This is a genomic window from Paracoccus sp. MC1854 (assembly GCF_014164635.1).
GTDB lineage: Bacteria > Pseudomonadota > Alphaproteobacteria > Rhodobacterales > Rhodobacteraceae > Paracoccus.
On the sequence record NZ_JACJFU010000022.1, the window covers coordinates 1 to 25,304 of the forward strand.

The window sequence follows — 25,304 nt, forward strand, 5'->3', positions numbered from 1 at the left end:
TGCGGGGCGGTTCTGGTTCGGCGCGGGCAGGCGCGTCCTGCCCGGCCCCGCGCAGCATGTCCAGCCGGGTCCGCAGCAGCATCGCCTCGGCCCGAAGATCGGCAATGGCGCCGGCAAGGCCCACGGCCATCCAGATCAGCGCGAAAGGCAGGACCACCCCCAGAAGCGAGGCCAGGCGCACCAGCCCAGAGGCCGGCGCCCCTTCCGGTCCCAGAAGCCAGAACAGCAGCACCAGCAGAAGCCAGGCGGCGGAGGCGACAAGCCCCACCACAACCGCCCGGTCGCGTCTTTCGGTCATGCGGCGCAGCCGTCCGGCAAGATCACTCATAGCGGATCGACAGGATCTCGTAGGACCTCTGGCCGCCGGGCGTCACCACCTCGACGCTGTCGCCCTCGTCCTTGCCGATCAGCGCGCGGGCGAGCGGCGAGCGGACGTTCAGCAACCCCCGCTCCAGGTCCGCCTCCTGCTCGCCCACAAGCTGGAAGGTCTTTTCCTCGTCGCTGTCCTCGTCCACGACGGTCACCTTCGCCCCGAACTTGACGCTGCCCGACAGCTTGGCGGGATCGATCACCTCGGCGCGCGAGATGACCATCTCAAGTTCCTTGATCCGGCCCTCGATGAAGGACTGCTTCTCGCGGGCGGAATGGTATTCGGCGTTCTCGGACAGGTCGCCATGCTCGCGCGCCTCGGCGATGGCGCGGATCACGGCGGGACGCTCGACCGCCTTCAGGTCGCGCAGCTCGGCATCGAGCTGGTCGAAGCCCGCGCGGGTCATCGGTATCTTTTCCATCGCTTCCTCGTGTGCAAACGCCCCCGGCCGAGGGGCGGGGGCGTCGTCAGATGCAGGCCGCATGGTGCCCCGGCCACGGGGCCGACGCAAGCGCCTGTCGCAGGGGAATGCACGCCATGGCGTGTTGTGCAAGGGGGAGAACACCCCTATGTCGGGACAAATCCGCGATCCAGCGATGCCAGAGGGGGCCAGCCATGAGCACGATCGAACGCGAGTCGATGGAGTTCGACGTTGTGATCGTCGGGGCGGGGCCTGCGGGCCTGTCGGCGGCGATCCGCCTGAAGCAGATCGACGCGGACCTGAACGTGGTGGTGCTGGAGAAGGGCTCCGAGGTGGGCGCGCATATCCTGTCGGGCGCGGTGCTGGACCCGGTCGGGCTGGACGCGCTGATCCCCGACTGGAAGGACAGGGGCGCGCCGGTGAAGACGGCCGTGACCTCGGACAGCTTCGTGATGCTGGGTCCGGCGGGCTCGGTCCGCATCCCCAACTGGCCGATGCCGCGGCTGATGTCGAACCACGGCAACTACATCGTCAGCATGGGCAATGTCTGCCGCTGGCTGGCCGAGCAGGCCGAGGAACTGGGCGTCGAGATCTTCCCCGGCATGGCCGCATCCGAGCTGGTGATGGACGGCGACCGGGTGGCCGGCGTCGTCGCGGGCGAGATGGGCAGGGAATCCGACGGCACCCCCGGTCCCTCTTATGAGCCGGGGATGGAACTGCGTGGCAAATACGTGATGATCGCCGAGGGCGTGCGCGGGTCCCTGGCCAGGCAACTGATCGAGACATACGACCTTTCCGCCGGGCACGAGCCGCAGAAGTTCGGCATCGGCATGAAGGAGATCTGGGAGATCGACCCGGCCAAGCACAAGGAAGGCACGGTCGTTCACACGATGGGCTGGCCCTTGGGCAAGAACGCGGGCGGCGGGTCCTTCATCTACCACGCCGAGAACAACCAGGTCTTCATCGGCTTCGTGGTCCACCTGAACTACGAGAACCCTTACCTTTACCCCTACGCCGAGTTCCAGCGTTTCAAGCACCATCCGGCCATCGCGGAACTGCTGGAAGGCGGCAAGCGCGTGGCCTATGGGGCACGGGCGATTTCCGAGGGCGGCTGGCAGTCGCTGCCGAAGATGACGGTGCCGGGGGCGGTGCTGCTGGGCTGCTCGGCCGGGATGGTCAACGTCCCCCGCATCAAGGGCAACCACAACGCCATGCTGTCGGGGATCGCGGCCGCCAATGCGGCGGCGGCGGCCATCGCCGCGGGGCGCGAGGGCGACGAGCTGGTGGACTACGAGGCCGACGTGCGCTCGGGCCTGATCGCCCGCGACCTCAAGCGCGTGCGCAACGTCAAGCCGGCCTGGTCGCGCACGGGAATGATGGGCAGCCTTGCGCTCGGCGGCATGGACATGTGGGTGGCGAGCCTCTTCAACCGCAACATCCTGCGCACCTGGAAGCACGGCAAGACCGACGCCGCCGCGACCCGGCCCGCGAAGAACTACCGCCCGATCGACTATCCAAAGCCGGACGGCAAGCTCAGCTTCGACCGGCTGACCAACGTGGCATTCTCCTTCACCAACCACGAGGAAAGCCAGCCCTGCCACCTGAAGCTGAAGGACCCCACCGTCCCGATCCGGGTGAACCTGCCGGAATACGCCGAGCCGGCGCAGCGCTATTGCCCCGCCGGGGTCTACGAGGTGGTCGAGGACAAGTCGGTGCCCGAGGGCGCGCGCTTCGTGATCAACTTCCAGAACTGCGTCCACTGCAAGACCTGCGACATCAAGGACCCCTTGCAGAACATCGTCTGGACCACACCCCAAGGGGGCGACGGGCCGAACTATCCCAACATGTGACGCCGGGGCCGACCGGCCCGGCCTCCGGGGCCGCCACCCGACATCAACCATTCCGCGGGGCATTGCCGTTCGATGAAGCCGATCCTGAGCCTGGCGGTCGCCGCCGCGCTGATCTCGACCGCCCTGCCCGGCCATGCGTGGGTCCTGCCCGCAGGCGGCGCATCCGTTCTGGCGCAGGCCGAGTCCCCTCCCGCGCCGGTTCCGGGCAGCGCGCCCCTGCCCCGGGCGGATGCAGTGGCAGCCCCGGATGCGCGAATCGCCACGCGGGTGAACCGCTTGCCGGGCCTCGCCGGGCCTTACCTGGCCGCGCGGCAGGCTGCGTCCGACAACGACTTCACCGCCGCCGCCCGGTATTTCGGCCGCGCGGTCGAGGTGGACGGGACCGACCCCTTCCTGCAGGACGGGGCGCTGGTGTCCATGGTCTCGGCGGGGCAGATGGACCAGGCCGTGGCGCTTGCCGGCAGCCTGCCGCAAGGCGAGGACAACACGACCGAACTCGCCGCCCTGATCCGCCGCGTCGATCTGGCCCGGCAGCAGGACTGGCCCGCCGTGCTGGCGACGCTGGAGCAAAACCCCTCGACGCCCAGCGCGGGCGGGCCGCTGCTGGACGGGCTGTTCCGCGCCTGGGCGCTGATGGGCGTGGGCCGCGCCTCGGAAGCCTTCGCCGAACTGGATCAACTCGCCGGGGCAACGGGCGCCGCCGGGATTGCAGGCTTCCAGCTTGCGCTCGCCAAGGCCAGCGTCGGCGATTACGAGGGCGCGGCTGCCGCGCTGAACAACCCCGAGGCCTCGTCGCACCTGCAAGGGGTGATCGCCCGCGTGCAGGTGCTGTCCCAGCTTGAACGCAACGACGAGGCGATCGCCTTTCTCGACACGCTGGACGCCATCGAGAACGAGCCGGTCCTGATCGACCTGCGCCAGCGGCTGCAGGCGGGGGAAACGGTGCCCTTCGACATCGTCGAGGACCCGCGCGACGGGCTGGCGCAGGTGCTGGTGATCTTCGGCGGCGCGCTGATGGGGAACGAGGAAACCGACCCGCTGGCGCTGCTTTACGCGCGGCTCGGGCAGTATCTCGATCCGACGCTGCCCGACGCGCGGCTGATGATCGCCCAGCTTCTGCAATCGGCGGGCCAGTTCGACCTGGCGGAACAGGAGTTCGACGCGTTGCGGCAGGCAGGTCAGATGCGCCCGGCTGCCGAACTGGTCCGCATCGATTCGCTTGTCCGCGCCGACCGGATGGAGGCTGCCGAGGCGGCGGCCCGGATGCTGGCCGAGGCCTATCCGGGTTACGCGCAGGCCTGGGTGGCGCTGGGCGATGTGCTGCGGCAGAACGACAAGTTCGCCGAGGCCGTACCCGTTTATGACCGCGCCCTGCAGATCCTGCAGGCCGAGGAAGACCCGCAGGCGACCTGGTTCCCGCTTTACGCCCGCGCCATCGCCCGCGAACGCTCGGGCGACTACGATGGCGCCGACGCGGATTTCCAGGCTGCGCTGGACCTGCAGCCCGACCAGGCGCCGATCCTGAACTACCTCGGCTATTCCTGGGTGGACCGGAACGTGCGGCTGGACGAGGGGCTGGACCTGATCAAGCGTGCGGTCGAACTGCGCCCGGACGACGGCTACATCCTCGATTCGCTGGCTTGGGCCTATTACCGGCTGGGCCGTTACGAGGAAGCCGTCGAGCCGATGGAGCGGTCCGTGGCTGTCATGTCCGACGACAGCCTGGTCAACGACCACATGGGCGACATCTACTGGATGGCAGGCCGCAAGCGCGAGGCCGAGATCCAGTGGCAGCGCGCCCTGAGCCTCTACAAGCCCGAGGACACCGACACCGACGTGGACCGCATCCGCGCCAAGCTGGAGGTCGGGCTGGACGCCGTGCTGGAGGCCGAGCGCGCCAATGGCGGCACCCTGCCCGAGGGCTTCGGCCTGCCCGAGCCTGAACCAGCCCCTGCGGCGGAAGCGGAGGAGACGGGCGAGGCGCCCTCGGCGTCCGGTCCAGAGGCACCCGCCGGCAACCTTCCGCCCCGGCCATAAGGCGGGTCCTGCGTCCATGAGGCTGACCGGATGAACTCCCGTCCTTCCCTGTCCGAAGCGGGTCCTCGGCCCGCCCTTGCGCCCATGACCCGCATCGAACCCGCCCCTGCCAAGATCAACCTTGCCCTGCATGTCACCGGGCGGCGGGCGGATGGCTATCACCTGCTCGATTCGCTGGTGGTCTTCACCGAACTGGGCGACCGGGTGACGGTTTCGCCCGGCCCGCCCTCGCTGACCGTCACCGGCCCCTTCGCCGATGCGGTGCCGGCGGGCGAGGACAACCTGTGCCTGCGCGCCCTGCGCCACGTGGGCACCGAGGCAGTGGTGGTGCTGGACAAGCACCTGCCGCCCGCCTCGGGCATCGGCGGCGGCACGGCGGACGCGGCGGCGGTGCTGCGGGCGCTGGAGCGGGTGCCTGAACGCCCCGAGGCGCTGGGCGCGGACCTGCCCGCCTGCCTGCTCAGCCGCCCCCTGCGAATGCAGGGCGTGGGCGAGCGGATCACGCCCGTCGACCTGCCCAGCCTGCATCTGGTGCTGGTGAACCCGCGCGTCGAGACGCCGACGCCCGCCGTCTTCGACGCGCTGGAACGGCGCGATGGACCGCCCCTGCCGGACCTGCCCGCCCTTGCGGATGCCGGGACGCTGCTGGGCTGGCTTGGCGGCACCCGCAACGATCTGCAGCCGCCCGCCCTGACACTGCGGCCGGTCATCGCCGACTGCCTTGCGGCGTTGACCGCGCAAGGCGCCCGGCTGGCGCGGATGTCGGGTTCCGGCGCGACCTGCTTCGGCATCTTCGCGGATGCGCCCTCGGCCGAAGCCGCCGCGCGCGCCATCCTCGCCGCGAACCCCGGCTGGTGGGCGCGCGCCACCCGGACCATCACGGGGCTACCCTCGGCCACGCCGCAGGGCTAGGCTCGGCCGCGGACATCAGGGGGAACCGTCATGCTGCGACTGGGCGTCAACATCGACCATGTGGCCACCGTGCGGAACGCGCGCGGCTCTCCCTGGCCCGATCCCCTGCGCGCGGCATTGCTGGCGCAGGAGGCCGGTGCCGACGGCATCACCGCCCATCTGCGCGAAGACCGCCGCCACATCTCGGACGAGGACATCGCCCGCCTGTCCGAGGCGCTGCACGTCCCCCTGAACCTGGAAATGGCGGCGACCGCGGAAATGCAGGCCATCGCGCTCCGCCATCGCCCCCACGCCGTCTGCATCGTCCCCGAAAAGCGCGAGGAGCGCACGACCGAGGGCGGCCTGGACGTGGCAGGCGACGAGCAGCGCCTGGCCGAGTTCATCGCCCCCCTGCGCGAGGCGGGCAGCCGCCTGTCGCTGTTCATCGGCCACGACCCCGCCCAAATCGAGGCCGCCGCCCGCATCGGTGCGGCGGTAGTGGAACTGCACACCGGCGCCTATTGCGACCTGGACACCGAGGGCGACCACGCCGCCCGCGATGCCGAACTGGCGGGCCTCGCCGAAGGCGCGCGCCTCGCCGCCTCGCTGGGGCTGGAAGTGCACGCGGGGCATGGCCTGACCTTCGATACGGTCGGCCCCATCGCCGCCATCCCCGAACTGCGCGAACTGAACATCGGCCATTTCCTGATCTCGGAAGCGATCTTCACCGGCCTTGACGCCGCGATCCGGGAAATGCGGGCGCGCATGGACACGGCGCGCGGGCTCACGGCATGAAGCTAGTGGCCGCGTTGACCCTTGCAGTGCTGCCCTCTGCGGGCCTCGCCGCCCATGTCGGTCCCTGCGACGGGGCCGTGAACGCCCGCTACCTCGTCGAGCCGTGGGGAGAAAACGCCGCCACCTATGCTGAGGGCGCGATCCGCGTCGCGCTGTTCGACAATGTCGAACCGGCCGGGGCGGCGCTGCACCTCATGGTGATCTCTCCGCCTCGCGACGAAACCGGGATGCGTCAGTGCCGCCGGGTGTCGCTGGAAGAAGGAAGCGGCTTTTACAATCTCGATTTCGCGGCGCGCAGCGCGGATTATGATCTGGCGAAGGGCCTGACGCTGACAATCCCGGCGGAACGCTACGATCCCGATACGGGCGGGGGAGCGCCGGCGAGGCTGCGCGTGACAATCGACCAGAACACTGGCGCCATCGCAGCCGGGATTTCGCCGTGAAACCTTCGCCGTCCAGCTGCCGGGACACCCCATGATCCTCGGCATCGGCACCGACCTTTGCAACATCGACCGCATCGCCGGCGTTCTGGACCGCTATGGCGACCGCTTCCGCAACCGGGTGTTCACCGAACGCGAACTCGCCCGCGCCGCTCGCCGTCCGCATGAGGCGGCGACGCTGGCCAAGCGCTGGGCGGCGAAGGAGGCCTGCAGCAAGGCGCTGGGCACCGGGCTGGCGATGGGCATCGCCTGGCGGGACATGGCGGTGGACAACCTTCGTTCTGGCCAGCCCACCATGGCCCTGACCGGCTGGGCGGCGGACCGGCTGGCGGCCATGACCCCGCCCGGCCACCGCGCCATTGTCCATGTGACGCTGACCGACGACCACCCCTGGGCGCAGGCCTTCGTGGTGATCGAGGCGCTGCCGGAACCCGGCTGACGTTCACGCCCGCGCGGGTTCGGCGTGGTTCGGCTTGACTTCACCCGTCCCCCGCGCCCAAGAACCCCCCGATCATTGGACGAGAGACAGCATGGCCCGCACGAAGACGGCGCAGAAGGAAGGCGGAATCTGGGAAACGGTGAAGACCGTCTTCTGGGCGCTGGTCATCGCGGGCATTTTCCGCACCCTGTTCTTCCAGCCCTTCTGGATTCCCTCGGGCTCGATGAAGGACACGCTGCTGATCGGCGACTTCCTGTTCGTCAACAAGATGGCCTATGGCTATTCGCGCTATTCCTGCCCCTTCGCGCTCTGTCCCATCGACGGCCGCATCCTCGGGTCCGACCCCGAGCGCGGCGACGTGGTGGTGTTCCGCCATCCGACGCGGGGCGTCGATTTCATCAAGCGGGTGATCGGCCTGCCCGGCGACACGGTGCAGATGCGGAACGGCCAGGTGATCCTGAACGGCCAGCCCGTGCCGCAGACCCCCAACGGCATCTTCGTCGAACCGAAGCTGCCCCAAGGCCCTGCCCGCACCCTGCCCCGCTGCACCAACGAGCCGGTGGCCGAGGGTGGCCCCTGCGAGACGCCGCGCTTCACCGAGACGCTGCCCGAAGGGCGCAGCCATGACGTGCTGAACCTCGTGGACAACTGGCCGCTGGACGACACGCCGGTCTTCACCGTGCCGGCGGGGACCTATTTCTTCATGGGCGACAACCGCGACAATTCGGAAGACAGCCGGGTGCCGGCCATTGCCGGTGGCCTCGGCTTCGTGCCGGCCGAGTTCCTGATCGGCCGCGCCGACCGGGTGATGTTCTCCTCGGCGGGCTCGTCGCTGCTGTATTTCTGGACCTGGCGGGGCGACCGCTTCTTTCATGGGGTCCACTGAGGTGGCGCGGTGAAGCTGTCGGCCGAGCTTGCCGGTTTCTCGGCGCGGCTGGGTCACGACTTTGCCGATCCAGCGCTGCTGGTCCGGGCGCTGACGCATGGCAGCCTCTCCTCGGCCACCCGGCCCGACAACCAGCGGTTGGAGTTCCTGGGCGACCGGGTGCTGGGCCTGACCATCGCCGAAGCCTTGCTGAAGGCCGACCGGGGCGCGACCGAGGGCCAGTTGGCCCCGCGCCTGAACGCGCTGGTGCGGGGCGAGACCTGCGCCGAGATCGCCCGCCAGATCGGGCTGGGGGATGTGCTGAAGCTCGGCCGGTCCGAGATGATGACCGGAGGTCGGCGCAAGGACGCGCTGCTGGGCGACGCGATGGAGGCGGTGATCGCCGCCGTCTATATCGACGCCGGGTTCGAGGCGGCGCGGGCGATGATCCTGCGCCTCTGGGGCGCGCGGATCGCGGGGGCCGAGGAAGCGGCCTTCAATCCCAAGACGGCGCTGCAGGAATGGGCGCAGGCCAAGGGCATGGGTCCGCCCGCCTACGAGGTGGCAGACCGCTCCGGCCCCGACCACGCGCCGCATTTCCGCATCATCGTGCGGCTGGACGACGGGCGGCAGGCCGAGGCCAGCGGCACCGGCACCAAGCGCAGCATCGAACAGGCCGCCGCCAGCGTTATGCTGGACAAGATCGGGGATAACGCATGACCGAGAACGAGACCGCACCCGAGCAGGCGCCCGAAGGCCCGACCCGCGCCGGCTTCGTGGCCCTGATCGGCGAACCGAACGCCGGGAAATCCACGCTGCTGAACCGGATGGTCGGGGCCAAGGTCTCGATCGTCACCCACAAGGTGCAGACGACCCGCGCCCGCATCCGGGGCATCGCCATGCACGGGCAAAGCCAGATCGTCTTCGTGGACACGCCCGGCATCTTCCGGCCGCGGCGCAGGCTCGACCGCTCGATGGTGGCGGCGGCCTGGGGGGGGGCGGCAGACGCCGACATCGTCGTGCTGCTGATCGAGGCGCATCGCGGGCTGACGGACGGTGTGCAGGCGATCCTCGACGCGCTGGCCGAGAAGGCGGGCGGGCATCCCGTGGCGCTGGCGATCAACAAGATCGACCGGGTGAAGGCCGAGGAACTGCTGGCCCTGTCCCAGCGGATGAACGAGGCTTTTCCCTTCGTCCGCACCTTCATGATCTCGGCCGAACGCGGGCATGGCACGGGCGACCTGATGGACTGGCTTGCTGGCGAGGTGCCGGAAGGCCCGTGGCTATACCCCGAGGACCAGATTGCCGACCTGCCGATGCGGATGATCGCGGCCGAGATCACGCGGGAAAAGCTGACCCTGCGACTGCATGAGGAAATCCCCTACCAGTTGACGGTGGAAACCGAGAACTGGGAGGAGCGGCAGGACGGCAGCGCCCGCATCGACCAGATCGTTTACGTCAGCCGCGCCGGCCACAAGGGCATCGTGCTGGGCAAGGGCGGCGAGACGATCAAGGCCGTCAGCCGCGCCGCCCGCGAAGAACTGGTCGAGTTCATGGGCCGCCCCGTGCATCTGTTCCTGCGCGTGGTCCTGCGCGAGAACTGGCTGGACGAGGCCGAGCGCTATACCGAAATGGGGCTCGATTTCCGCGACGGCAAATGATGCAGCCGCGGCTGACGGCCGGGCTGCGGGTCGCGGCACTGCTGCGGCGGGCGGATCTGGAAAGCCGTGGGGCTTACGTGATCCACCGCGGCGACGACACCGCGGGCGCGATCTGCCTGACGGTGGTGCGGCCGGGTGGCCGGGCCGAGCTGTGGGGGCAGGACTATGACCCGATGACCGACGCGCGGCCTTGGGTGATGCAGCTTGAGGGCTCGCCGCGCGAGATCGACGCGGCGGCCCGCCGTCGCCGCGCGACCGATCCCGACCTGTGGGTGATCGAACTGGAACTGCCTGAGGGCCACGCGCCGACGGAGCTTGCGGACTGACCGAGCGACCCGACGACCGAACCGGACCCACGCGACCCCGTTCATCTTCGCCCGGATATCTCGGTGGTTCCCGAGCGCGCGCAGAGGAGGCGGATCAGGACACAGCCGCCATGAGCGTTTCCGCGCCGGATGAGGCCGATGGGCTGATTTCAGCGCGGCAGGCGAGCGACAGTCCGCCGCCTTCCGCTTGCCCTCCGCAACGCGGCCTCACCCCCGGGCGGTGAGGACGGCGCGCAGATCCCAGTCCGCGACCGCAAGCTCATCGCGCATCAGCGGCGCTCCGGCAAGGAGCTTGCGGGCGGCCATGTGGCGGCCGGCCTGGTTCACCGTCTCGACCGCGATCAGCCGGCCCGCGCGGAACACGAAGCTGGTGTCCACGGCACCGCTCGCGTCGGTCAGCACATGGGTGTCGTCCCAGCCGGTGGAAAGCCCGGCGATCTGCAGCTTGAGCGGACCTTGGTCAGACCAGAACCACGGCAGCGCGTCATAGGGCGGCTGATCCGCGCCGGTGATCGTTCGGGCGACGTGGCGGGCATGGTCGGCGGCGGCCTGCACCGACTCAAGCCGGGTGGCGATGCCGTTCAGAGGAAAACTGGCGCAGTCGCCGACGGCGAAGATGCGGGGGTCCCCGGTCCGCAGGTGACCGTCCACGACGATGCCGTTGGCGACGGGCAGGCCGGCCTCGGCGGCAAGCTCGCTGTTCGGGCGGACGCCGACGGCGAGAAGGACAAGATCGGCGGGAACGGTGCTGCCATCGGCAAGCTCGACGCCCTCGGCCTGCGTGGTCCCAGTGATGCCCCGGCCCAGCGAGGACAGGCGGACCTCGACCCCCGCATCCCAGTGGAAGTCAAGAAAGCGCTGCGAGATCGGGGGCGTGACCGCGCGGGACATCAGGCGGTCGGCGGCCTCGATCACCGTGACCTGCAGGCCGGCGGCGGCGGCCACGGCCGCGAACTCCAGCCCGATGAATCCGCCGCCGATCACCGCCGCGCGCCTTGCCCCGGCCACGGCGTCGCGCAGGCGGGCCGCGTCGGCAAGGCCGCGCAACTCGTGGACGCCGGGCAGGTCCAGCCCCGGCAGGGGCGGGCGCAGGTTGCGGGCGCCGGTCGCCAGCACCAGATGGTCGAAGCCCAGCCGCGCGCCGCCGTCCAGCACGACCTCGCCCGCCTGCCGGTCGATGCCGGCGACGATGGTCTGCGGACGATAATCCACCGCGGCCGTCTCGAAGAAGGACGCGGGCTTCAGGGCCAGCCGGCTGTCCTCGCCGTCCTTCATGTAGGCCTTGGAAAGCGGCGGGCGCTGGTAGGGCAATCCCGGCTCGTCCCCGATCAGGGTGATCGTTCCCGCGAAGCCATCCTGCCTGAGGCTCGCCGCGACCTGCAGGCCGCCCTGCCCCGCGCCCACGATGACCACCCGTTCCGACATGCACGCCCCTCGCCTTTTCACTCGATGGCGACTTTGCGGATGGGGCCGGGGCGGCGCAAGCCCTCAGATCGGCCAGCCGCCGCGGCGCATCGCGGCCAGCATCCGCGCGCCCGCGTCGGGGTCCTGCGCGTCGATCGCCTGCAGCTTGAGAAACCAGTAAAGATAGCGGTCGAGGTCCGGCCGCGCCTCGGCCGCCGCCGCAAGTGCCGCCTCGGCCCCCATCTCGGCCACGTTCAGCGCCGCATGGTGAAAGTCGATCTGCGCGAAAAGCACCGCGGGCTTGCCGAGGATCATGCCGTCAAGGGCCACGGCGCTGTTCTGGGTGGCGACGAATGCGCAGTCGCGCAACAGCGCCATGGTATCGCCGCCAATGGAGAGGTCAGGGTGCCGCCGCGCCAGCGCCGCCAGCGCGGCGTGGTCCGCGTCATCGTAACGTTCGGACGGGTGCAGGGTCGCCATAACCGGACGCCCGGTGCGGCACACCGCGTCCAGCATCTCGACCGGGCTCATGGTCTGGAACGAACGCATGCGACGGATATGGCCCTGCAATGGCACGAGGATGTGGTCGCCGCGCCGGGGTTCAGGTCCCGGCAGCACCCGCCGGCGCAGGCGGCGGACAAAACCGGCGGCTTCGTTGCCATCGACCTCGGCCGGATCGAACCGCGCCTGCGCCACGGCAAAGCGCCAGCGTTCGGCCACCTGCTCGATCCGCCAGAAGGGATAGTGATAGGCCCGCCGCAGCGTCAGGGTGCGGGGATGCAGCGGCTGCTTCATGTGAAGCAGCGCATAGTCGCCCGGCGGTGGCGCGGTCTGGTAGGCCTCGGGCGAGGCAGGCTCGAAGCTCACGCGCCAGCCCTGTGCCTCGACGGCGCGGGCCAGCACCGCCATGGCGGGGAAGGTCCCGGCCCGCGCATTGCGCAGCATTCCGCCGTGAAGATGAACGCGAAGGGTTGGGGCCATGCCGCAGGTCTAATCGCCCCCCCCGCGTTGCGGAAGCCCGCGCCCGGCCATATCTCGGCCCCGCAGGACTAATGATGAGGACACAGCATGACCACGATCCTGGCGGTGCGCCGCGGCAATGAGGTCGTCGTCGCCGGCGACGGGCAGGTCAGCGTCGGGCAGACGGTGATGAAGGGCACGGCCCGCAAGGTCCGCCGCCTGTCGCCGGGCGGCCGCGACGTGGTGGTGGGCTTCGCGGGTTCCACCGCCGACGCCTTCACCCTGCTGGAGCGGCTGGAGCGCAAGCTGGAATCCGCGCCGGGGCAGTTGCAGCGCGCCTGCGTGGAACTGGCCAAGGACTGGCGCACCGACAAGTACCTGCGCAACCTTGAAGCAATGCTTATCGTGACCGACGGGGCGCAGGTCTATGTCGTGACCGGCGCGGGCGACGTGCTGGAACCCGAACATGACGTCGCCGCCATCGGCTCGGGCGGGAACTTCGCCCTGGCTGCGGCGCGGGGGCTGATGGACAGCGACCTGGGCGCCGAGGAGGTCGCCCGCCGCGCCATGGCGATCGCGGCGGAGATCTGCGTTTACACCAACGTCAGCCTGACAATCGAGCGGATCACCGCCTGAGCTATTCCTTCGACGGCGCCTCCGGCTCATGCTCGGGGGCGCCGACCAGCAGGGCCGTTTCCGGCAGGCGGACAAGCTGCAGGTAGCGTTCGAACTGCGCCAGCACGTCCGAGATGATCTGGTCGGACGTCATGCCCATCAGGTCATAGCCCTGGCTGCCGTCGCTGAAGAAAGTCCGCGCCTCATGGCGCAGTTCGGGATCGGCGGCATCGGGCATGGTGAAGGCGGCGACCGCGCGGCTGGCGGGCTTTACTCCGTAGACGAAATCGCGGCTGTTGGGCGAGGGAACCTTCAGCACCGCCGCATCCTCGCCGTTGCCGGAGGTGACGCTGGCGCCAAGGCCCCGCCGCGTCAGTTCGGCGGCGACCTCGCGCAGCGCCGGCACAACGGTGCGGGCGATGTGATGCTCGGCATCGGCCTGGGTCGGTGCGTCCAGCATCATCGCCAGCCGCCGTTCCCAGGATGGCCCGGTCGCGGGCTCGGCCCGGCGGGCGGCCAGGGACTTGCCCATCTGGTGCTGCGCTACATCCGCCCGCATCCCCTTGGCCAGCCCCCAGATCAGCACCAGCATGATCAGCGTGAAGGGCAGGGCGGAGGCGATGGTCGCCGACTGCAGCGCGCCCAGGCCCCCTGCCAGCAGCAGAACACCTGCAACCACGGCTTCCAGCGCGCACCAGAACACCCGCTGCATCGCAGAGGTATCGGTGCGCCCCCCGGCCGCGATGGTGTCCACCACCAGCGAGCCGGAATCGCAGGAGGTCACGAAGAACACCGCGATCAGCACCACCGCGAGGGTCGAGGTGATCGCCGGCATCGGCAGGTATTCGAAGAACTGGAACAGCGCCACCGACATGTCCGCGGCCACGGCGGCGGACAGCGCCCCATCCGCGACCGTGGTATCCAGAAACAGCGCGGTGTTGCCGAAAACCGTCATCCAGAGGAAGGTGAAGCCCACGGGCACGCACAGCACCGCCACCACGAATTCGCGCACCGTCCGCCCGCGCGAGATGCGGGCGATGAACATCCCTACGAATGGCGACCAGGAAATCCACCAGGACCAGTAGAACAGCGTCCAGGCGTCGATCCAGGGCTTCGGCTCATAGGCATAGATGTTGAAGGTCCGCAGCAGGAAGGTGTCGAGGTAGAAGCCGACATTCTGCACGAGGTCGCGCATCAGCAGCCCCGTCGGCCCGACCACCAGCACGAAGACCATCAGCAGGATGGCGAAGATCAGGTTCAGTTCGCTGAGGATGCGGATGCCCTTGTCCACCCCCGTCACGACCGAGATCGTGGCCGCCGTGGTGACGATCGCGATCAGGACCAGTTGCACCATGACGTTGTTGGGAATGCCGAAAAGATGTTCCAGCCCCGCGTTGATCTGCAGCACGCCGAAGCCCATCGAGGTGGCGACCCCGAACAGCGTCCCGCAGATGGCGAAGATATCCACCGCATGGCCGATGGGACCGTTGATCCGTTCCTTCAGCAGCGGATAAAGCCCCGAACGGATCGTCAGCGGCAGGTTGTAGCGGTGGCCGAAATAGGCCAGCGACAGTCCGACCACGGCATAGATCGCCCAAGCGTGCAGGCCGTAATGGAAGAAGGTGATGCTCATCGCCTGCCGCTGGGCCGCGACCGTCAGCGGCTCGGCGTCGGGCGGATTGGCGTAATGGGTCATCGGCTCGCCCACGCCGAAATACATCAGCCCGATGCCCATGCCGGCCGCGAACAGCATCGCGCACCAGGACAGATAGGGAAAGTCCGGGGTGGATTCGTCGGGGCCGAGCCTGATGTTGCCATAGCGGCTTGCCGCAAAGAAGACGACAGCGCCCAGGAAGATCGCAACCGACAGCAGGTAGAGCCAGCCGAAGGAGGCCAGCGTCCAGCTTTGCACGCCCGTGAAGATGGCCTCCGCCTGTCCGGGCAGAAGCACGCCGACCGCTACGAAAAGGCCGGTGATCGCGACAGAGCCGATGAAGACCGGCTTGTTGATGATGAAGCCACGCAAGCGGGTCGGCCTTTCGCTGAGGATGTCACCGCCCTGTAACAACCGCGCGAGGCCAATGGTTCACGCAGGCGTGTGCTGTTTTTCTGACCTGCATGACCCGGTGCGGCTGCAGCGCGTCACCCGCCGGACAGGGGCCAGCCCAGCGCCCTTGCCGCCCTTTTCCCTTACCTCCGGCGTCCCATCAGCGCCATGGCGCCCAGCGCGGCCCCCATTGCCAGCAGCGGCGTGGCGGAACTGTTGGTCGCGCGGGAATAAAGGCTCGGGCGGGCCATGGCCGAGGCCGCCATGTCGCGCTCCTGCCCCTCGGCCAGCCCGCCATGCAGGTTGTCGCCCGGCTGGGGCGGTCCCTTGCCCTGCTGGATGCCGTAAAGCACCGTCGCGCCGATAGCGTCCATCAGCCGCGGGGCCAGCGCGGCACCTGCGCTCATCATCGGACCCGCGCCGCCCACGAAGGCGTCCCGCATCGGGCGGGTCGCGGCCCGCAGGATGACGCGGGCAGCCTCGCGCGGGCTGTAGATCGGCGGCGGAACCTTTGCCTCGCGCCCGATTAGGTTGCGGGCGTGCCGCGCCAGGGGCGTGCCGATCCCGGCGGGCTTGACCAGCGTGACGGTCACGCCCGCGCCCTCGTGCTTCAACTCGGCCCGCAGGGCGTCAGTGAAGCCTTTGACCGCATGTTTCGAGGCCGAATAGACCCCCTGCAGCGGCAGGGCGTAATCCGACCCCAGGCTGCCCACGTTGATCAGCGCCCCCCTGCTGCCCTTCAGATGCGGCAGGGCGACAAGGCTGCCATGGACGACGCCCCAGAAGTTGATCTCGAACAACTGGCGCATGTCGGCCTCGGGCGTCCTGTCGATCCGCCCCCAGATCGACACGCCCGCGTCGTTGATCCATGTGTCGATCCGCCCGAACCGCGCCACGGCCGCCTGCGCCAGCGCCTCGACCTGCGCCCGGTCGGCGACATCGGTCGGCACCGCCAGCGCCTGCCCGCCCTCGGCCTCGATCCCGCGCGCCACGTCGTCCAGCACCCCTGCAGACCGCGCGGCCAGCACGACCCTTGCGCCCCGCGCCGCCGCCATCCGCGCGGTGGCCAGTCCGATGCCGCTTGACGCGCCGGTGACGACCATGACCTGTTCCGACAAGGGTTTCAGCGTCTTCATCCCGCGCTCCTTCGCCGCACCCGGTTCGCAACCTCCCGGCATCCCCGGGAAGCAATCGGAAAGTCGCGATCGGGGTTCCCCTGCGGGCAGCAAAAAATTTCATGCGGATCCCCCGCAACCTTTCGGACGAGTGACCGTTGCCAAGGCAATCCGTTCCCGACCGAAAGGACATCGCCGTGGCGACCACCAAGACCCTTGAAGACGCTTTCCATGCCGGGCTGAAGGACGTGCTCTTTGCCGAGCGCGCCTCGGTCCGTGCGCTGAAAAAGGCAGCGAAGGCCGCGCAGAACCCTGAACTCGCCGAGGCGCTGCAGAACCACGCCGGGGAAAGCGAGAACCAGATCGAGCGGTTGCAGCAGGTGTTCGAGATCCTCGGCAAGCCCGCCCGCGGCAAGACCTGCGAAAGCATCCAGGGGCTGTCGGCCGAGCTTGAGGATGATCTGGAGGAGTTCAAGGACAGCAACGCCGCCGATGCCGTGCTGATCGCCGGCGCCCAGGCGATGGAGCATTACGAGATCGCCCGCTACGGCACCCTGCGGACCTGGGCCGAACAGCTCGGCCTGCAGGACGCCGCCGGGCTGCTGAACGAAAGCCTCGAGGAAGAAAAGCGCGCCGACGAACTGCTGAGCCGGATCGCCGAACAGGCCAACCGCGAAGCCGAGGGCGAGAGCGAGGGCCAAGGCGAGGAGTGATCCTGCCGCGCCCCGGGGCGGAGGGACGCCCTCCGCCCCGGGGCCGCCTCCCGGACCGGAAAGGTCCAGCAACACAGGAGATCAAGGACATGTCCGACGAAGCACGAAGCTGGCTTGTGACCTGGCTGCGCGACGCCCATGCCATGGAAGAACAGGCCGAGGCCATGCTGACCGCGCAGGCCGAGCGGATCGACAACTATCCCGACCTGGAACAGCGCATCCGCCAGCATATCCGGGAAACCCAGGGGCAGGCCGCCCGCCTCAAGGAATGCCTCGAAGGCATGGACGAGGGCACCTCGATGCTGAAGGACACGGGCGCCAAGCTGATGGCGACCGCGCAGGCCGTGGGCGGCGCCTTCGCCGGCGACGAGATCATGAAGGGCTCGCTCGTCAGCTACACCTTCGAGCAGATGGAGATCGCCTCCTACACCGCGCTGATCGCCGCGGCCGAGCATCTGGGCGAGACAAAGGTGGCGCAGGTCTGCCAGCAGAACCTGCAGGAGGAAATCGCCATGGCCGAATGGCTGAGCACCCATCTGCCGGGCACCACCCGCGACTTCCTCGACCGCGCGGCGGCGGGCGATCCCACCGCCAAGCGGTGAAACCGCCCCCTTGCGTGAAGGAAAAACCATGAGAACGCTTGTCCTTTCCGCGGTCCTCGCGCTGGCGGGCCTTGCCCCCGCCATCGCGCAGGAGGTTCCTGCCGGCGGCGCGCAGGGGATCATCGCGCAGGATTTCGTCAACCGGGCCGCCAGCGGCGGGGTGTTCGAGATCCGGTCCAGCGAACTCGCCCTGCAGCGTTCGCAGGACGACGCCACCCGGGGTTTCGCCGAGACGATGATCCGCGACCACACGGCCAACAACGGCGATCTGCTGGCCATGGCGACGAACCAGGGGCTGCTGATCCCCAATGAACTCGCCGAGCCTCATGCGGGGATGATGGCGGTCATCAAGGGCGCGGAAGAAGACGCCTTCGATGCCGCCTATGCTAAGGGTCAGGTCGCCGCGCATGAGGCGGCGGTCGCGCTCTACGGCGCATACGCCGAGAACGGCGACAACGACCTGCTGATCGGCTATGCCCGCGACAGCCTGCCGGTGCTGCAGCAGCATCTCGAACAGGCCCGTAACCTGACGGCGCAATAGGATCGGGACCGGCCCTCTCTGCCACATCGGCGAAAACCCGGCCGATGTGCGGGGAACAAGCCATGTGTCCAGCGCAGTGCTGCCTTGATCCCGTCCATGCGGCCTGCGGGGGGGTGAACCATTCCCTCCACCGGGGATTATGCCCCCGACTCCCTCAGATCAGGAATGCGACATGGCCGAACGATCCAGCCCCGACCACTGGGCCTGCCTTGCCGGCGGCAATGCGCTGGGCGCCTTTCACCTTGGCGCCATCCAGACGCTGGTCGAGGCGGACATTCCCGTGTCCCGCGTCGCCGGCGCCTCGATCGGGGCGGTCACGGCGGCGCTGTGGCTGGGCGGCCCGCCCGAAACGGCGGCCGAGCGGATCGAGGCTTTCTGGGATCGCGCGCAGGACAACTCGGTTCTCGGCACCCTGCGGGGGATGCGGCAGATGGCGGCGCTGCGGGCGCTCTTTGGTGGCCAGCCGCTGCTGTTCCGCCCGACCCTGCCGGGGCTCTGGGCCGCCCATCCCCTTGCCCCCGACGACGACCACCTGCATTCCACGGTGCCCATGCGCCGGACGCTGCTGGACCTGATCGACTTCGATCACCTGAACGACGGCCCCGTGCGGCTGATCGTCAACGCGCTGGACCAGCAGACGGCCGAGGACGTGGTCTTCGACAGCGCCCATACCCGTCTGACGGTCGATCACCTGATGGCCAGCGCTGCCCTGCCCCTGCTGTTCCCGCCGGTCGAGATCGACGGCCGCCTGCTGGTCGCTCCGGGGCTGTCGGCGAACCTGCCCGTCGCCGCGCTGTTCCGCGACCGGCCGGAACGCGAGACGATCTGCTGGGCGCTGGACCTCTGGCCGCCGCAGGCCCGCCGCGCCACGTCCCCCGACACCCTTGTCCGCCGCGGGCAGGACCTGATGTTCGCGGCCCAGACCCGACACGCGCTGGAACGGCTGACGCTGGAGGCCGCGCCCCCGCTGAGGGACGCGGGCATTCCCGTGGCGATCCACCACCTCGGCTATGACGGCGGCGACTGGGAGGTCGGGGCCAAGGCCTTCGACTATTCGCCCGCGGCCCTTGCCCGCCGCATCCATGCCGGAGAGGAGGCGATGCGACAGGCGCTTGCCGCCGCCGGTCCCGCGCCCGAACCGGGCCTGCAGGTCACGCGCCACGACTTCCGCAGCTGACCTGCCGACCGCCCGACATATGTGCCCGGCCCGCAACTCCCCTTGAAACTGGCCCGTTCCTCCCTCCTCGTGGCCCTGCTGGTCCCTCATGCGCCATCCCGGACAAGCCCCGGCGGCACCCTGGCGCGCCGGGCAACCCCGCATCGCCCGCGGCTGCCGCCAGACGACGCCAACACAAGAAGTCCCGGATGCTCTTCCGCACCAAGCACCTTCAGATCGACGCCAAGCCTGAGCGCCCCGACCCGTCCTCGCCAAGATGCTGCAGGAACCGCTGGGCGGCAGGCACCTCTCCGGACGGCAAGGGCAGCTTCGAATATCTGGAAAACCCGCAACCGATGTCGCAGGATGACGGGATGCTGAACCCGGTCGATCCCCGGCTTTATGGCACCCCGCCGCAGCCGGTGCCGAAGACCGCAAGGGAATGAGGCCCGACCGGACCGTCGCCTGCGCATCGATCCATCCATAACTTTTTTCTATATACGCCAGCACCATCATCTATTTGCCTTATCGCATCGACCCGAGCATCTTCCCTGCTGCAACGGGCAAGCTGACAGGGGCATCTGATGATCGACCGGCCGGACCAGTATCAGGACATCCGCGACGCCGTGCGCGCCCTTTGCGCCCAGTTCCCCGACGAATACCACCGCCGCATCGACGAGACCCGCGGCTATCCCGAGGAATTCGTGGACGCCCTGACCCGCGCCGGCTGGATGGCAGCCCTGATCCCCAAGGAATACGGCGGCTCGGGCCTCGGCCTTGCCGAAGCCTCGGTCATCATGGAGGAGATCAACCGCTCGGGCGGCAACTCCGGCGCCTGTCACGGGCAGATGTATGTGATCAACACCCTGATCAAGCACGGCTCCGAGGAACAGAAGCGCCGCTACCTGCCGCCCATCGCCAGCGGCGACCTGCGGCTGCAGTCGATGGGCGTGACCGAACCCACCACCGGCTCGGACACCACCAAGATCAAGACCACTGCCGTGAAAAAGGGCGACAAATACGTCGTCAACGGCCAGAAGGTCTGGATCAGTCGCGTCCAGCATTCCGACCTGATGATCCTGCTGGCCCGCACCACCCCCATCGAGCAGGCGAGGAAGCCCTCGGAAGGGATGTCGATCTTCATCGTCGATGTGAAGGAAGCGCAGGCCAGCGGCGGCATGACCGTCAACCCCATCGCCAACATGGTCAACCACGAGACCAACGAACTGTTCTTCGACAACCTCGAAATCCCCGCCGAGAACCTGATCGGCACCGAGGGACAAGGCTTCAAGCACCTGCTCTCGGGCCTGAACGCCGAGCGGGTGCTGATCGCCGCCGAATGCATCGGCGACGGCTACTGGTTCACCGACCGCGTCGTGAACTACACCAACGAACGCGTGGTCTTCGGCCGCCCCATCGGCCAGAACCAGGGCGTCCAGTTCCCCATCGCCGAGGCCTATATCGAGGTCGAGGCCGCCAACCTCATGCGCTTCCGCGCCTGCGAGCTTTACGACGCCGACCAGCCCTGCGGGGCCGAGGCGAACATGGCCAAATACCTCGCCGCGAAAGCAAGCTGGGAGGCCGCGAATGCCTGCATCCAGTTCCACGGCGGCTTCGGCTTCGCCAATGAATACGATGTTGAACGCAAGTTCCGGGAAACCCGGCTCTACCAGGTCGCCCCGATCTCGACCAACATGATCCTGGGCTATATCGGCCAGCACGTCCTCGGCATGCCCAAGAGCTACTGATGAGCACGCTTCCCCTTTCCGGCCTCACCGTCGTCGCCATCGAGCAGGCCGTCGCCGCCCCCTTCGCCACCTCGCGCCTTGCCGACGCGGGGGCGAAGGTCATCAAGATCGAACGCCCCGAGGGCGACTTCGCCCGCGGCTATGATGACGTGGCACGGGGCCAGTCGAGCTATTTCGTCTGGCTGAACCGCGGCAAGGAAACCGTCGTGCTGGATCTCGCCTCGGACGAGGGCAAGGCGGAGTTGACGCGCCTGCTCGATGGCGCCGACGTTCTGGTCCAGAACCTCAAGCGCGGCGCCTTGGCCCGGCTGGGCTTCGGCTTCGACCGCTTGGCGGCGGACTGGCCGCGGCTCATCACCTGCTCGATCACCGGCTATGGCGAGGACGGCCCGATGGCCGACCGCAAGGCCTATGACCTGCTGATCCAGGCCGAATCGGGCCTGTGTTCCATCACCGGCGGGCCGCAGGAACCGGCCCGCGTCGGCATCTCGCTGGTGGACATCGCCACCGGCGCGACAGCCCATGCCGCGATCCTCGAAGCCCTGATCCGGCGCGGGATCACCGGCAAGGGCGCGAACATCTCGGTGTCCATGTTCGACGTCATGGCCGACTGGCTGACCGTGCCGCTGCTGCAGCACGAGGGCGGCAAGACCCCCCGACGTCTCGGCATGGCGCACCCCTCCATCGCCCCCTACGGCGTGTTTTCCACGAAGGACGGCAAGCAGATCCTGATCTCGGTGCAAAGCGACCGCGAATGGCGCAAGCTGGCCGAGGTCTTCCTGAACCAGCCCGACCTCGGCCGCGACCCCCGCTTCGCCACCAACGTGGCCCGCGTGGAAAACCGCGCCGAGACCGATGCCACCGTCGCCGCCGGTTTCGCCCGCCTGACCGAGCTTGACGCCATCGACGCACTTCTGGCCGCCGATGTGGCGCTGGCCTCGGTCAACGACATGGCGGCGCTGTCGCAGCACCCGCACCTGCGCCGCATCACCGTGGAGACCGGGGCCGGCCCCGTCAGCTACCCCGCCCCCGGCGCGGTTTTCACCGACGAGATCCGCAGCTATGGCAGCGTGCCGGCATTGAGGGACGCATGATGGACCTGGACCTCGACCACCTGCGCGGATGGATCGGCAGCAAGGAGATCAAATCCGAAGCCGTGACGCCCGCACTGGTCGAACGCTTCAACACCACCTTCGGCCGGACCGGCGACACCGCGCCCGGCGCCCCCGCCCCGGTGATGATCCACCTCTGCCTCGCGCCTCCGGCAGCCCCTATCGACCAGCTCGGCCCCGACGGCCACCCCGCGCGCGGCGGCTTCCTGCCGCCCGTCCCCCTGCCCCGCCGGATGTGGGCCGGCGGCAGCTTTTCCTTCCATGACGACATCCGCATCGGCGAGACCGTCACCCGCCGCTCGACCATCCGCGACGTCGCAGTGAAACAGGGCCGCACCGGCCCCCTCTGCTTCGTGACCGTCGAACACCGCATCGAGAGCGACTCGCGCCACGTCCTGACCGAACGGCAGGACATCGTCTACCGCGACCTCGACGCAGCCAGCAGCCCGCCGAAAGCGCCGCCGCCCCCGGCCCCCGAGGGCACCCACCGCATCACGGTCGAACCCACCGCGCCGCTGCTGTTCCGCTATTCGGCCCTGACCTTCAACGGCCACCGCATCCACTACGACGCGCCCTATACCCGCGAGGTCGAAGGCTACCCCGGCCTCATCGTCCACGGTCCCCTGCAGGCGTCCCAGCTTGTCCACCTCGCCGAAAAGACCCGAGGCCATGTGCCCAAGACCTTCGACTTCCGCAGCCTCTCCACCATCTTCGACACCGCCGACTACAGCCTGAACGCGACCGCCGACGGCGAGGCCCTGAACCTCTGGACCGCGCAGGCGGATGGCCCCGTTGCGATGCAGGCCCGCGCAAGCTGGTGACTTGGCGTCCGCGCCTGCGCTGCCTAAGTCAGCCGCAAGCAACCTGAGGACGCCATGACCGACCTGACCCCCCGCGAGATCACCGCCGAGCTTGACCGCTTCATCATCGGACAGGCCGAGGCCAAGCGGGCGGTGGCGGTCGCCATGCGCAACCGCTGGCGCCGCCAGCAGCTTGCCGACGACCTGCGCGACGAGGTCTACCCCAAGAACATCCTGATGATCGGCCCCACCGGCGTCGGCAAGACCGAGATCTCGCGCCGGCTGGCCAAGCTGGCCCACGCCCCCTTCGTCAAGGTCGAGGCCACCAAGTTCACCGAGGTGGGCTATGTCGGCCGCGACGTCGAACAGATCATCCGCGACCTCACCGACGCCGCCATGGTGGAAACCCGCCAGCGGATGCGCGAGGCGGTAAACTCCCGCGCCCGCGAGGCCGCCGAGGCCCGGGTGATCGAGGCCCTTGCCGGCGAGAACGCCCGCGACCAGACGCGCGAGCTGTTCCGCGGCAAGCTGCGCCGGGGCGAACTGGACGACACCGTGATCGAACTGGACATCAACGACACCTCCAACCCCCTCGGGATGGAGATTCCCGGCCAGCCCGGCATGGGCCAGATGATGGACCTCGGCGCGCTGATGAAGGCTTTCGGCGGCCGCCGCGTGCGCCGCAAGGTGTCGGTCGCGCAATCCTACGACCTGCTGATCGCCGAGGAGGCCGACAAGCTGCTGGACGACGAGCAGATCAAGGCCGCCGCCCTCGACGCCGTCCAGCAATCCGGCATCGTCTTCATCGACGAGATCGACAAGGTCTGCGCCCGCGCCGAGACCCGTGGCGGCGACATCAGCCGCGAGGGCGTCCAGCGCGACCTCCTCCCCCTGATCGAGGGCACCACGGTCTCCACCAAATACGGCCCCGTCCGCACCGACCACATCCTGTTCATCGCCAGCGGAGCCTTCCACATCGCCAAGCCCTCGGATCTGCTGCCCGAGCTTCAGGGCCGCCTGCCCATCCGCGTCGAACTGCGCGCCCTGACCGAACAGGATTTCGTCCGCATCCTGACGGAAACCGACAACGCCCTGACCCTGCAATACGCCGCCCTGATGCGGACCGAAGGGCTTGAGATCACCTTCACCGCCGACGGCATCGCGGCGCTTGCCCGCATCGCCGCCGACGTGAACGGCAGCGTTGAAAACATCGGCGCCCGCCGCCTTTACACGGTGATCGAGCGCGTCTTCGAGGAACTCTCCTTCACCGCCCCCGACCGCAAGGGCGAGGCGATCACGGTGGACGCGGCTTTCGTCGAAGCGCAACTGGGCGACCTCGCGCGGTCCGCCGACCTGTCGCGCTACGTGCTGTAGGGGCCGCGCCGCCGCCGGGGGCTTTCGTCAAGGCGCAGGCCCCCCTTCCCACCCTTGCGCGCAGGGGGAACCGCAGGCGGCCCCATCCGTTGGACCAGCGACGCAAACGTCGGGCCGCCCACGCGCCCGCTGCAACGGAGCCTTGGACGATGAGTTTCGTGAACGGCCTTTTCGGCTTCATCATCTTCATTCTGGACATCTGGGCCATCGCCTCGATCATCCGGTCGCCGGCCGGCACGGGGTCCAAGATCCTGTGGGTGCTGCTAGTGGCGATCCTGCCGGTGCTGGGTCTCATCATCTGGTGGTTCGCCGGGCCGAAAGCCGACCAAGCCCGCCGGCTCTGAGCAAGGGGCATCGCGGCCCTTGCCCCTGGCCCCCCGGCCGCGGGGAACAAGCGCCGGAAAGCGGCGCATGGCAGTCCCCGGGCGGCCCCTGTTGCAGGGGTCGTTTCCGTTTGTCGCCTACAGGTCCAGCCCGAACTGCCGGGACTTATCCTCCTCGCGCGCGGGCTTGCGGAAGGTGTCGGCGCGGGCCAGCGGAATCCGCACCGCCCGTTCGCGCAGGGCCATGGCCTCCTCGACCGTGACGATCTGGATGCGCGGCACCGGGTCAAAGCCGTCAAGCGTGAACTGCCCCGCCCCCGCCGCCTCGGCCTTCATCGGGCCGGTCGGTTCATGCAGGGTCAGGAACACGCCGATATCGGCCTTTTCGCGTAGGATCACCGCGCGCAACTGGTCGATGTGGTTCCTTTGCCGATCCTTGCCGCCCTTGACCGACACCAGCGCCACGTTGGTCTTGCCGAAGAGCAGCCGCCCGTCGATGCCGCCGTCCGCACCCTTTTTCCCTAATCGCCACGGCTGCGCATCCTACTAGGACTTGCCGCATATCCTGCCTCGGTAATCCTCCCCGAAAGTAAGGGGCTTCATAAGTAGAATTTTCTCGGCAAGATGAACGAGGAGATTTCGAATGAAGACAAGCAGATACACTGAGGCTCAGATCATCGCGATCCTGCGGCAGGCTGA

The 25,304-nt window shown here is 68.8% G+C and carries 26 protein-coding genes and 2 pseudogenes; 21 read left to right on the forward strand and 7 right to left on the reverse strand.

What is annotated here, in order from left to right:
* Both H5395_RS13640 and greA read right to left on the reverse strand, forming a co-directional pair.
* Positions 1-298: pseudogene (locus H5395_RS13640) on the reverse strand (hypothetical protein); the annotation flags it as partial.
* Between the two features lie 22 nt (positions 299-320).
* Entirely contained in the window at positions 321-791 is a 471-nt protein-coding gene (gene greA, locus H5395_RS13645) for a transcription elongation factor GreA (protein WP_182793127.1), read from the reverse strand.
* Positions 792-985: 194 nt separating this feature from the next.
* Here greA and H5395_RS13650 point away from each other — a divergent pair, with 194 nt between their 5' ends.
* The 10 genes from H5395_RS13650 to H5395_RS13695 all read left to right on the forward strand — a co-directional run bounded on the left by H5395_RS13650 (position 986) and on the right by H5395_RS13695 (position 10,095).
* Positions 986-2,641 carry an electron transfer flavoprotein-ubiquinone oxidoreductase gene (locus H5395_RS13650; RefSeq protein ID WP_182793128.1) on the forward strand — a complete coding sequence of 552 codons (1,656 nt, stop codon included), beginning with the start codon at positions 986-988 and terminating at the stop codon, positions 2,639-2,641.
* A gap of 72 nt (positions 2,642-2,713) precedes the next feature.
* Positions 2,714-4,678 (forward strand): tetratricopeptide repeat protein, encoded by a 1,965-nt coding sequence (locus H5395_RS13655; RefSeq protein WP_182793129.1) that lies wholly within the window; start codon positions 2,714-2,716, stop codon positions 4,676-4,678.
* A gap of 30 nt (positions 4,679-4,708) precedes the next feature.
* Complete coding sequence (locus H5395_RS13660; protein WP_234450757.1) at positions 4,709-5,590, forward strand: 4-(cytidine 5'-diphospho)-2-C-methyl-D-erythritol kinase; 882 nt, start codon at positions 4,709-4,711, stop codon at positions 5,588-5,590.
* Between the two features lie 30 nt (positions 5,591-5,620).
* A complete protein-coding gene (locus H5395_RS13665) occupies positions 5,621-6,364 on the forward strand; it encodes a pyridoxine 5'-phosphate synthase (RefSeq protein WP_182793130.1) in 744 nt (247 codons plus the stop codon).
* Positions 6,361-6,807 carry a hypothetical protein gene (locus tag H5395_RS13670; RefSeq protein ID WP_182793131.1) on the forward strand — a complete coding sequence of 149 codons (447 nt, stop codon included), beginning with the start codon at positions 6,361-6,363 and terminating at the stop codon, positions 6,805-6,807. Before H5395_RS13665 ends, H5395_RS13670 begins: the two co-directional genes overlap by 4 nt.
* Positions 6,808-6,838: 31 nt before the next feature.
* Complete coding sequence (gene acpS, locus H5395_RS13675) at positions 6,839-7,243, forward strand: holo-ACP synthase (protein WP_182793132.1); 405 nt, start codon at positions 6,839-6,841, stop codon at positions 7,241-7,243.
* A 91-nt stretch (positions 7,244-7,334) separates the two neighbouring features.
* Positions 7,335-8,129: a signal peptidase I gene (lepB, locus tag H5395_RS13680; RefSeq protein WP_182793133.1), complete on the forward strand. Its 795-nt coding sequence runs from the start codon at positions 7,335-7,337 to the stop codon at positions 8,127-8,129.
* A gap of 9 nt (positions 8,130-8,138) precedes the next feature.
* Positions 8,139-8,828, forward strand: a complete 690-nt coding sequence (gene rnc / locus H5395_RS13685) for a ribonuclease III (RefSeq protein ID WP_182793134.1) — start codon at positions 8,139-8,141, stop codon at positions 8,826-8,828.
* Positions 8,825-9,769, forward strand: coding sequence for a GTPase Era (era, locus tag H5395_RS13690; protein WP_182793135.1), 945 nt, complete (start codon positions 8,825-8,827; stop codon positions 9,767-9,769). The genes rnc and era overlap by 4 nt, the downstream gene beginning before the upstream one ends.
* Positions 9,766-10,095: a DUF1491 family protein gene (locus H5395_RS13695; RefSeq protein WP_182793136.1), complete on the forward strand. Its 330-nt coding sequence runs from the start codon at positions 9,766-9,768 to the stop codon at positions 10,093-10,095. The genes era and H5395_RS13695 overlap by 4 nt, the downstream gene beginning before the upstream one ends.
* Positions 10,096-10,302: 207 nt before the next feature.
* On the opposite strand, the gene H5395_RS13700 is transcribed toward H5395_RS13695, so the two are convergent.
* Positions 10,303-11,520, reverse strand: coding sequence for an NAD(P)/FAD-dependent oxidoreductase (locus tag H5395_RS13700; protein WP_182793137.1), 1,218 nt, complete (start codon positions 11,518-11,520; stop codon positions 10,303-10,305).
* Between the two features lie 63 nt (positions 11,521-11,583).
* Complete coding sequence (locus H5395_RS13705) at positions 11,584-12,480, reverse strand: hypothetical protein (RefSeq protein ID WP_182793138.1); 897 nt, start codon at positions 12,478-12,480, stop codon at positions 11,584-11,586.
* Positions 12,481-12,567: 87 nt separating this feature from the next.
* Between H5395_RS13705 and hslV the strand changes: the two genes are divergently transcribed.
* Complete coding sequence (gene hslV / locus H5395_RS13710) at positions 12,568-13,095, forward strand: ATP-dependent protease subunit HslV (protein ID WP_182793139.1); 528 nt, start codon at positions 12,568-12,570, stop codon at positions 13,093-13,095.
* A gap of 1 nt (position 13,096) precedes the next feature.
* On the opposite strand, the gene H5395_RS13715 is transcribed toward hslV, so the two are convergent.
* Together H5395_RS13715 and H5395_RS13720 are read right to left on the reverse strand one after the other, a co-directional pair.
* Positions 13,097-15,100: a BCCT family transporter gene (locus H5395_RS13715; RefSeq protein WP_182793140.1), complete on the reverse strand. Its 2,004-nt coding sequence runs from the start codon at positions 15,098-15,100 to the stop codon at positions 13,097-13,099.
* Between the two features lie 164 nt (positions 15,101-15,264).
* Complete coding sequence (locus H5395_RS13720; RefSeq protein ID WP_182793141.1) at positions 15,265-16,257, reverse strand: SDR family oxidoreductase; 993 nt, start codon at positions 16,255-16,257, stop codon at positions 15,265-15,267.
* A 176-nt stretch (positions 16,258-16,433) separates the two neighbouring features.
* Between H5395_RS13720 and H5395_RS13725 the strand changes: the two genes are divergently transcribed.
* The 10 genes from H5395_RS13725 to H5395_RS13770 all read left to right on the forward strand — a co-directional run bounded on the left by H5395_RS13725 (position 16,434) and on the right by H5395_RS13770 (position 24,626).
* Positions 16,434-16,949, forward strand: a complete 516-nt coding sequence (locus tag H5395_RS13725; RefSeq protein WP_182793142.1) for a ferritin-like domain-containing protein — start codon at positions 16,434-16,436, stop codon at positions 16,947-16,949.
* 89 nt (positions 16,950-17,038) lie between these two features.
* Positions 17,039-17,551: a ferritin-like domain-containing protein gene (locus H5395_RS13730; RefSeq protein WP_182793143.1), complete on the forward strand. Its 513-nt coding sequence runs from the start codon at positions 17,039-17,041 to the stop codon at positions 17,549-17,551.
* Positions 17,552-17,579: 28 nt separating this feature from the next.
* The gene (locus tag H5395_RS13735; protein ID WP_182793144.1) at positions 17,580-18,092 is read left to right on the forward strand and encodes a DUF4142 domain-containing protein; all 513 of its coding nucleotides are present in this window, start codon (positions 17,580-17,582) and stop codon (positions 18,090-18,092) included.
* 172 nt (positions 18,093-18,264) lie between these two features.
* A complete protein-coding gene (locus H5395_RS13740) occupies positions 18,265-19,269 on the forward strand; it encodes a patatin-like phospholipase family protein (protein ID WP_182793145.1) in 1,005 nt (334 codons plus the stop codon).
* A 188-nt stretch (positions 19,270-19,457) separates the two neighbouring features.
* A complete protein-coding gene (locus tag H5395_RS13745) occupies positions 19,458-19,694 on the forward strand; it encodes a hypothetical protein (RefSeq protein WP_182793146.1) in 237 nt (78 codons plus the stop codon).
* Between the two features lie 138 nt (positions 19,695-19,832).
* Complete coding sequence (locus H5395_RS13750; protein WP_182793147.1) at positions 19,833-20,996, forward strand: acyl-CoA dehydrogenase family protein; 1,164 nt, start codon at positions 19,833-19,835, stop codon at positions 20,994-20,996.
* The gene (locus tag H5395_RS13755; RefSeq protein ID WP_182793148.1) at positions 20,996-22,090 is read left to right on the forward strand and encodes a CaiB/BaiF CoA-transferase family protein; all 1,095 of its coding nucleotides are present in this window, start codon (positions 20,996-20,998) and stop codon (positions 22,088-22,090) included. The genes H5395_RS13750 and H5395_RS13755 overlap by 1 nt, the downstream gene beginning before the upstream one ends.
* Positions 22,087-22,929: a MaoC family dehydratase N-terminal domain-containing protein gene (locus H5395_RS13760; protein ID WP_255440672.1), complete on the forward strand. Its 843-nt coding sequence runs from the start codon at positions 22,087-22,089 to the stop codon at positions 22,927-22,929. The genes H5395_RS13755 and H5395_RS13760 overlap by 4 nt, the downstream gene beginning before the upstream one ends.
* A 54-nt stretch (positions 22,930-22,983) precedes the next feature.
* Positions 22,984-24,282 (forward strand): ATP-dependent protease ATPase subunit HslU, encoded by a 1,299-nt coding sequence (hslU, locus tag H5395_RS13765; RefSeq protein WP_182793149.1) that lies wholly within the window; start codon positions 22,984-22,986, stop codon positions 24,280-24,282.
* Between the two features lie 149 nt (positions 24,283-24,431).
* Positions 24,432-24,626, forward strand: a complete 195-nt coding sequence (locus H5395_RS13770; protein WP_182793150.1) for a PLD nuclease N-terminal domain-containing protein — start codon at positions 24,432-24,434, stop codon at positions 24,624-24,626.
* Between the two features lie 117 nt (positions 24,627-24,743).
* Here the strand turns inward: H5395_RS13770 and H5395_RS13775 are convergent.
* Positions 24,744-25,115, reverse strand: a pseudogene (locus H5395_RS13775) (restriction endonuclease); the annotation flags it as partial.
* Between the last annotated feature and the right edge of the window lie 189 nt (positions 25,116-25,304).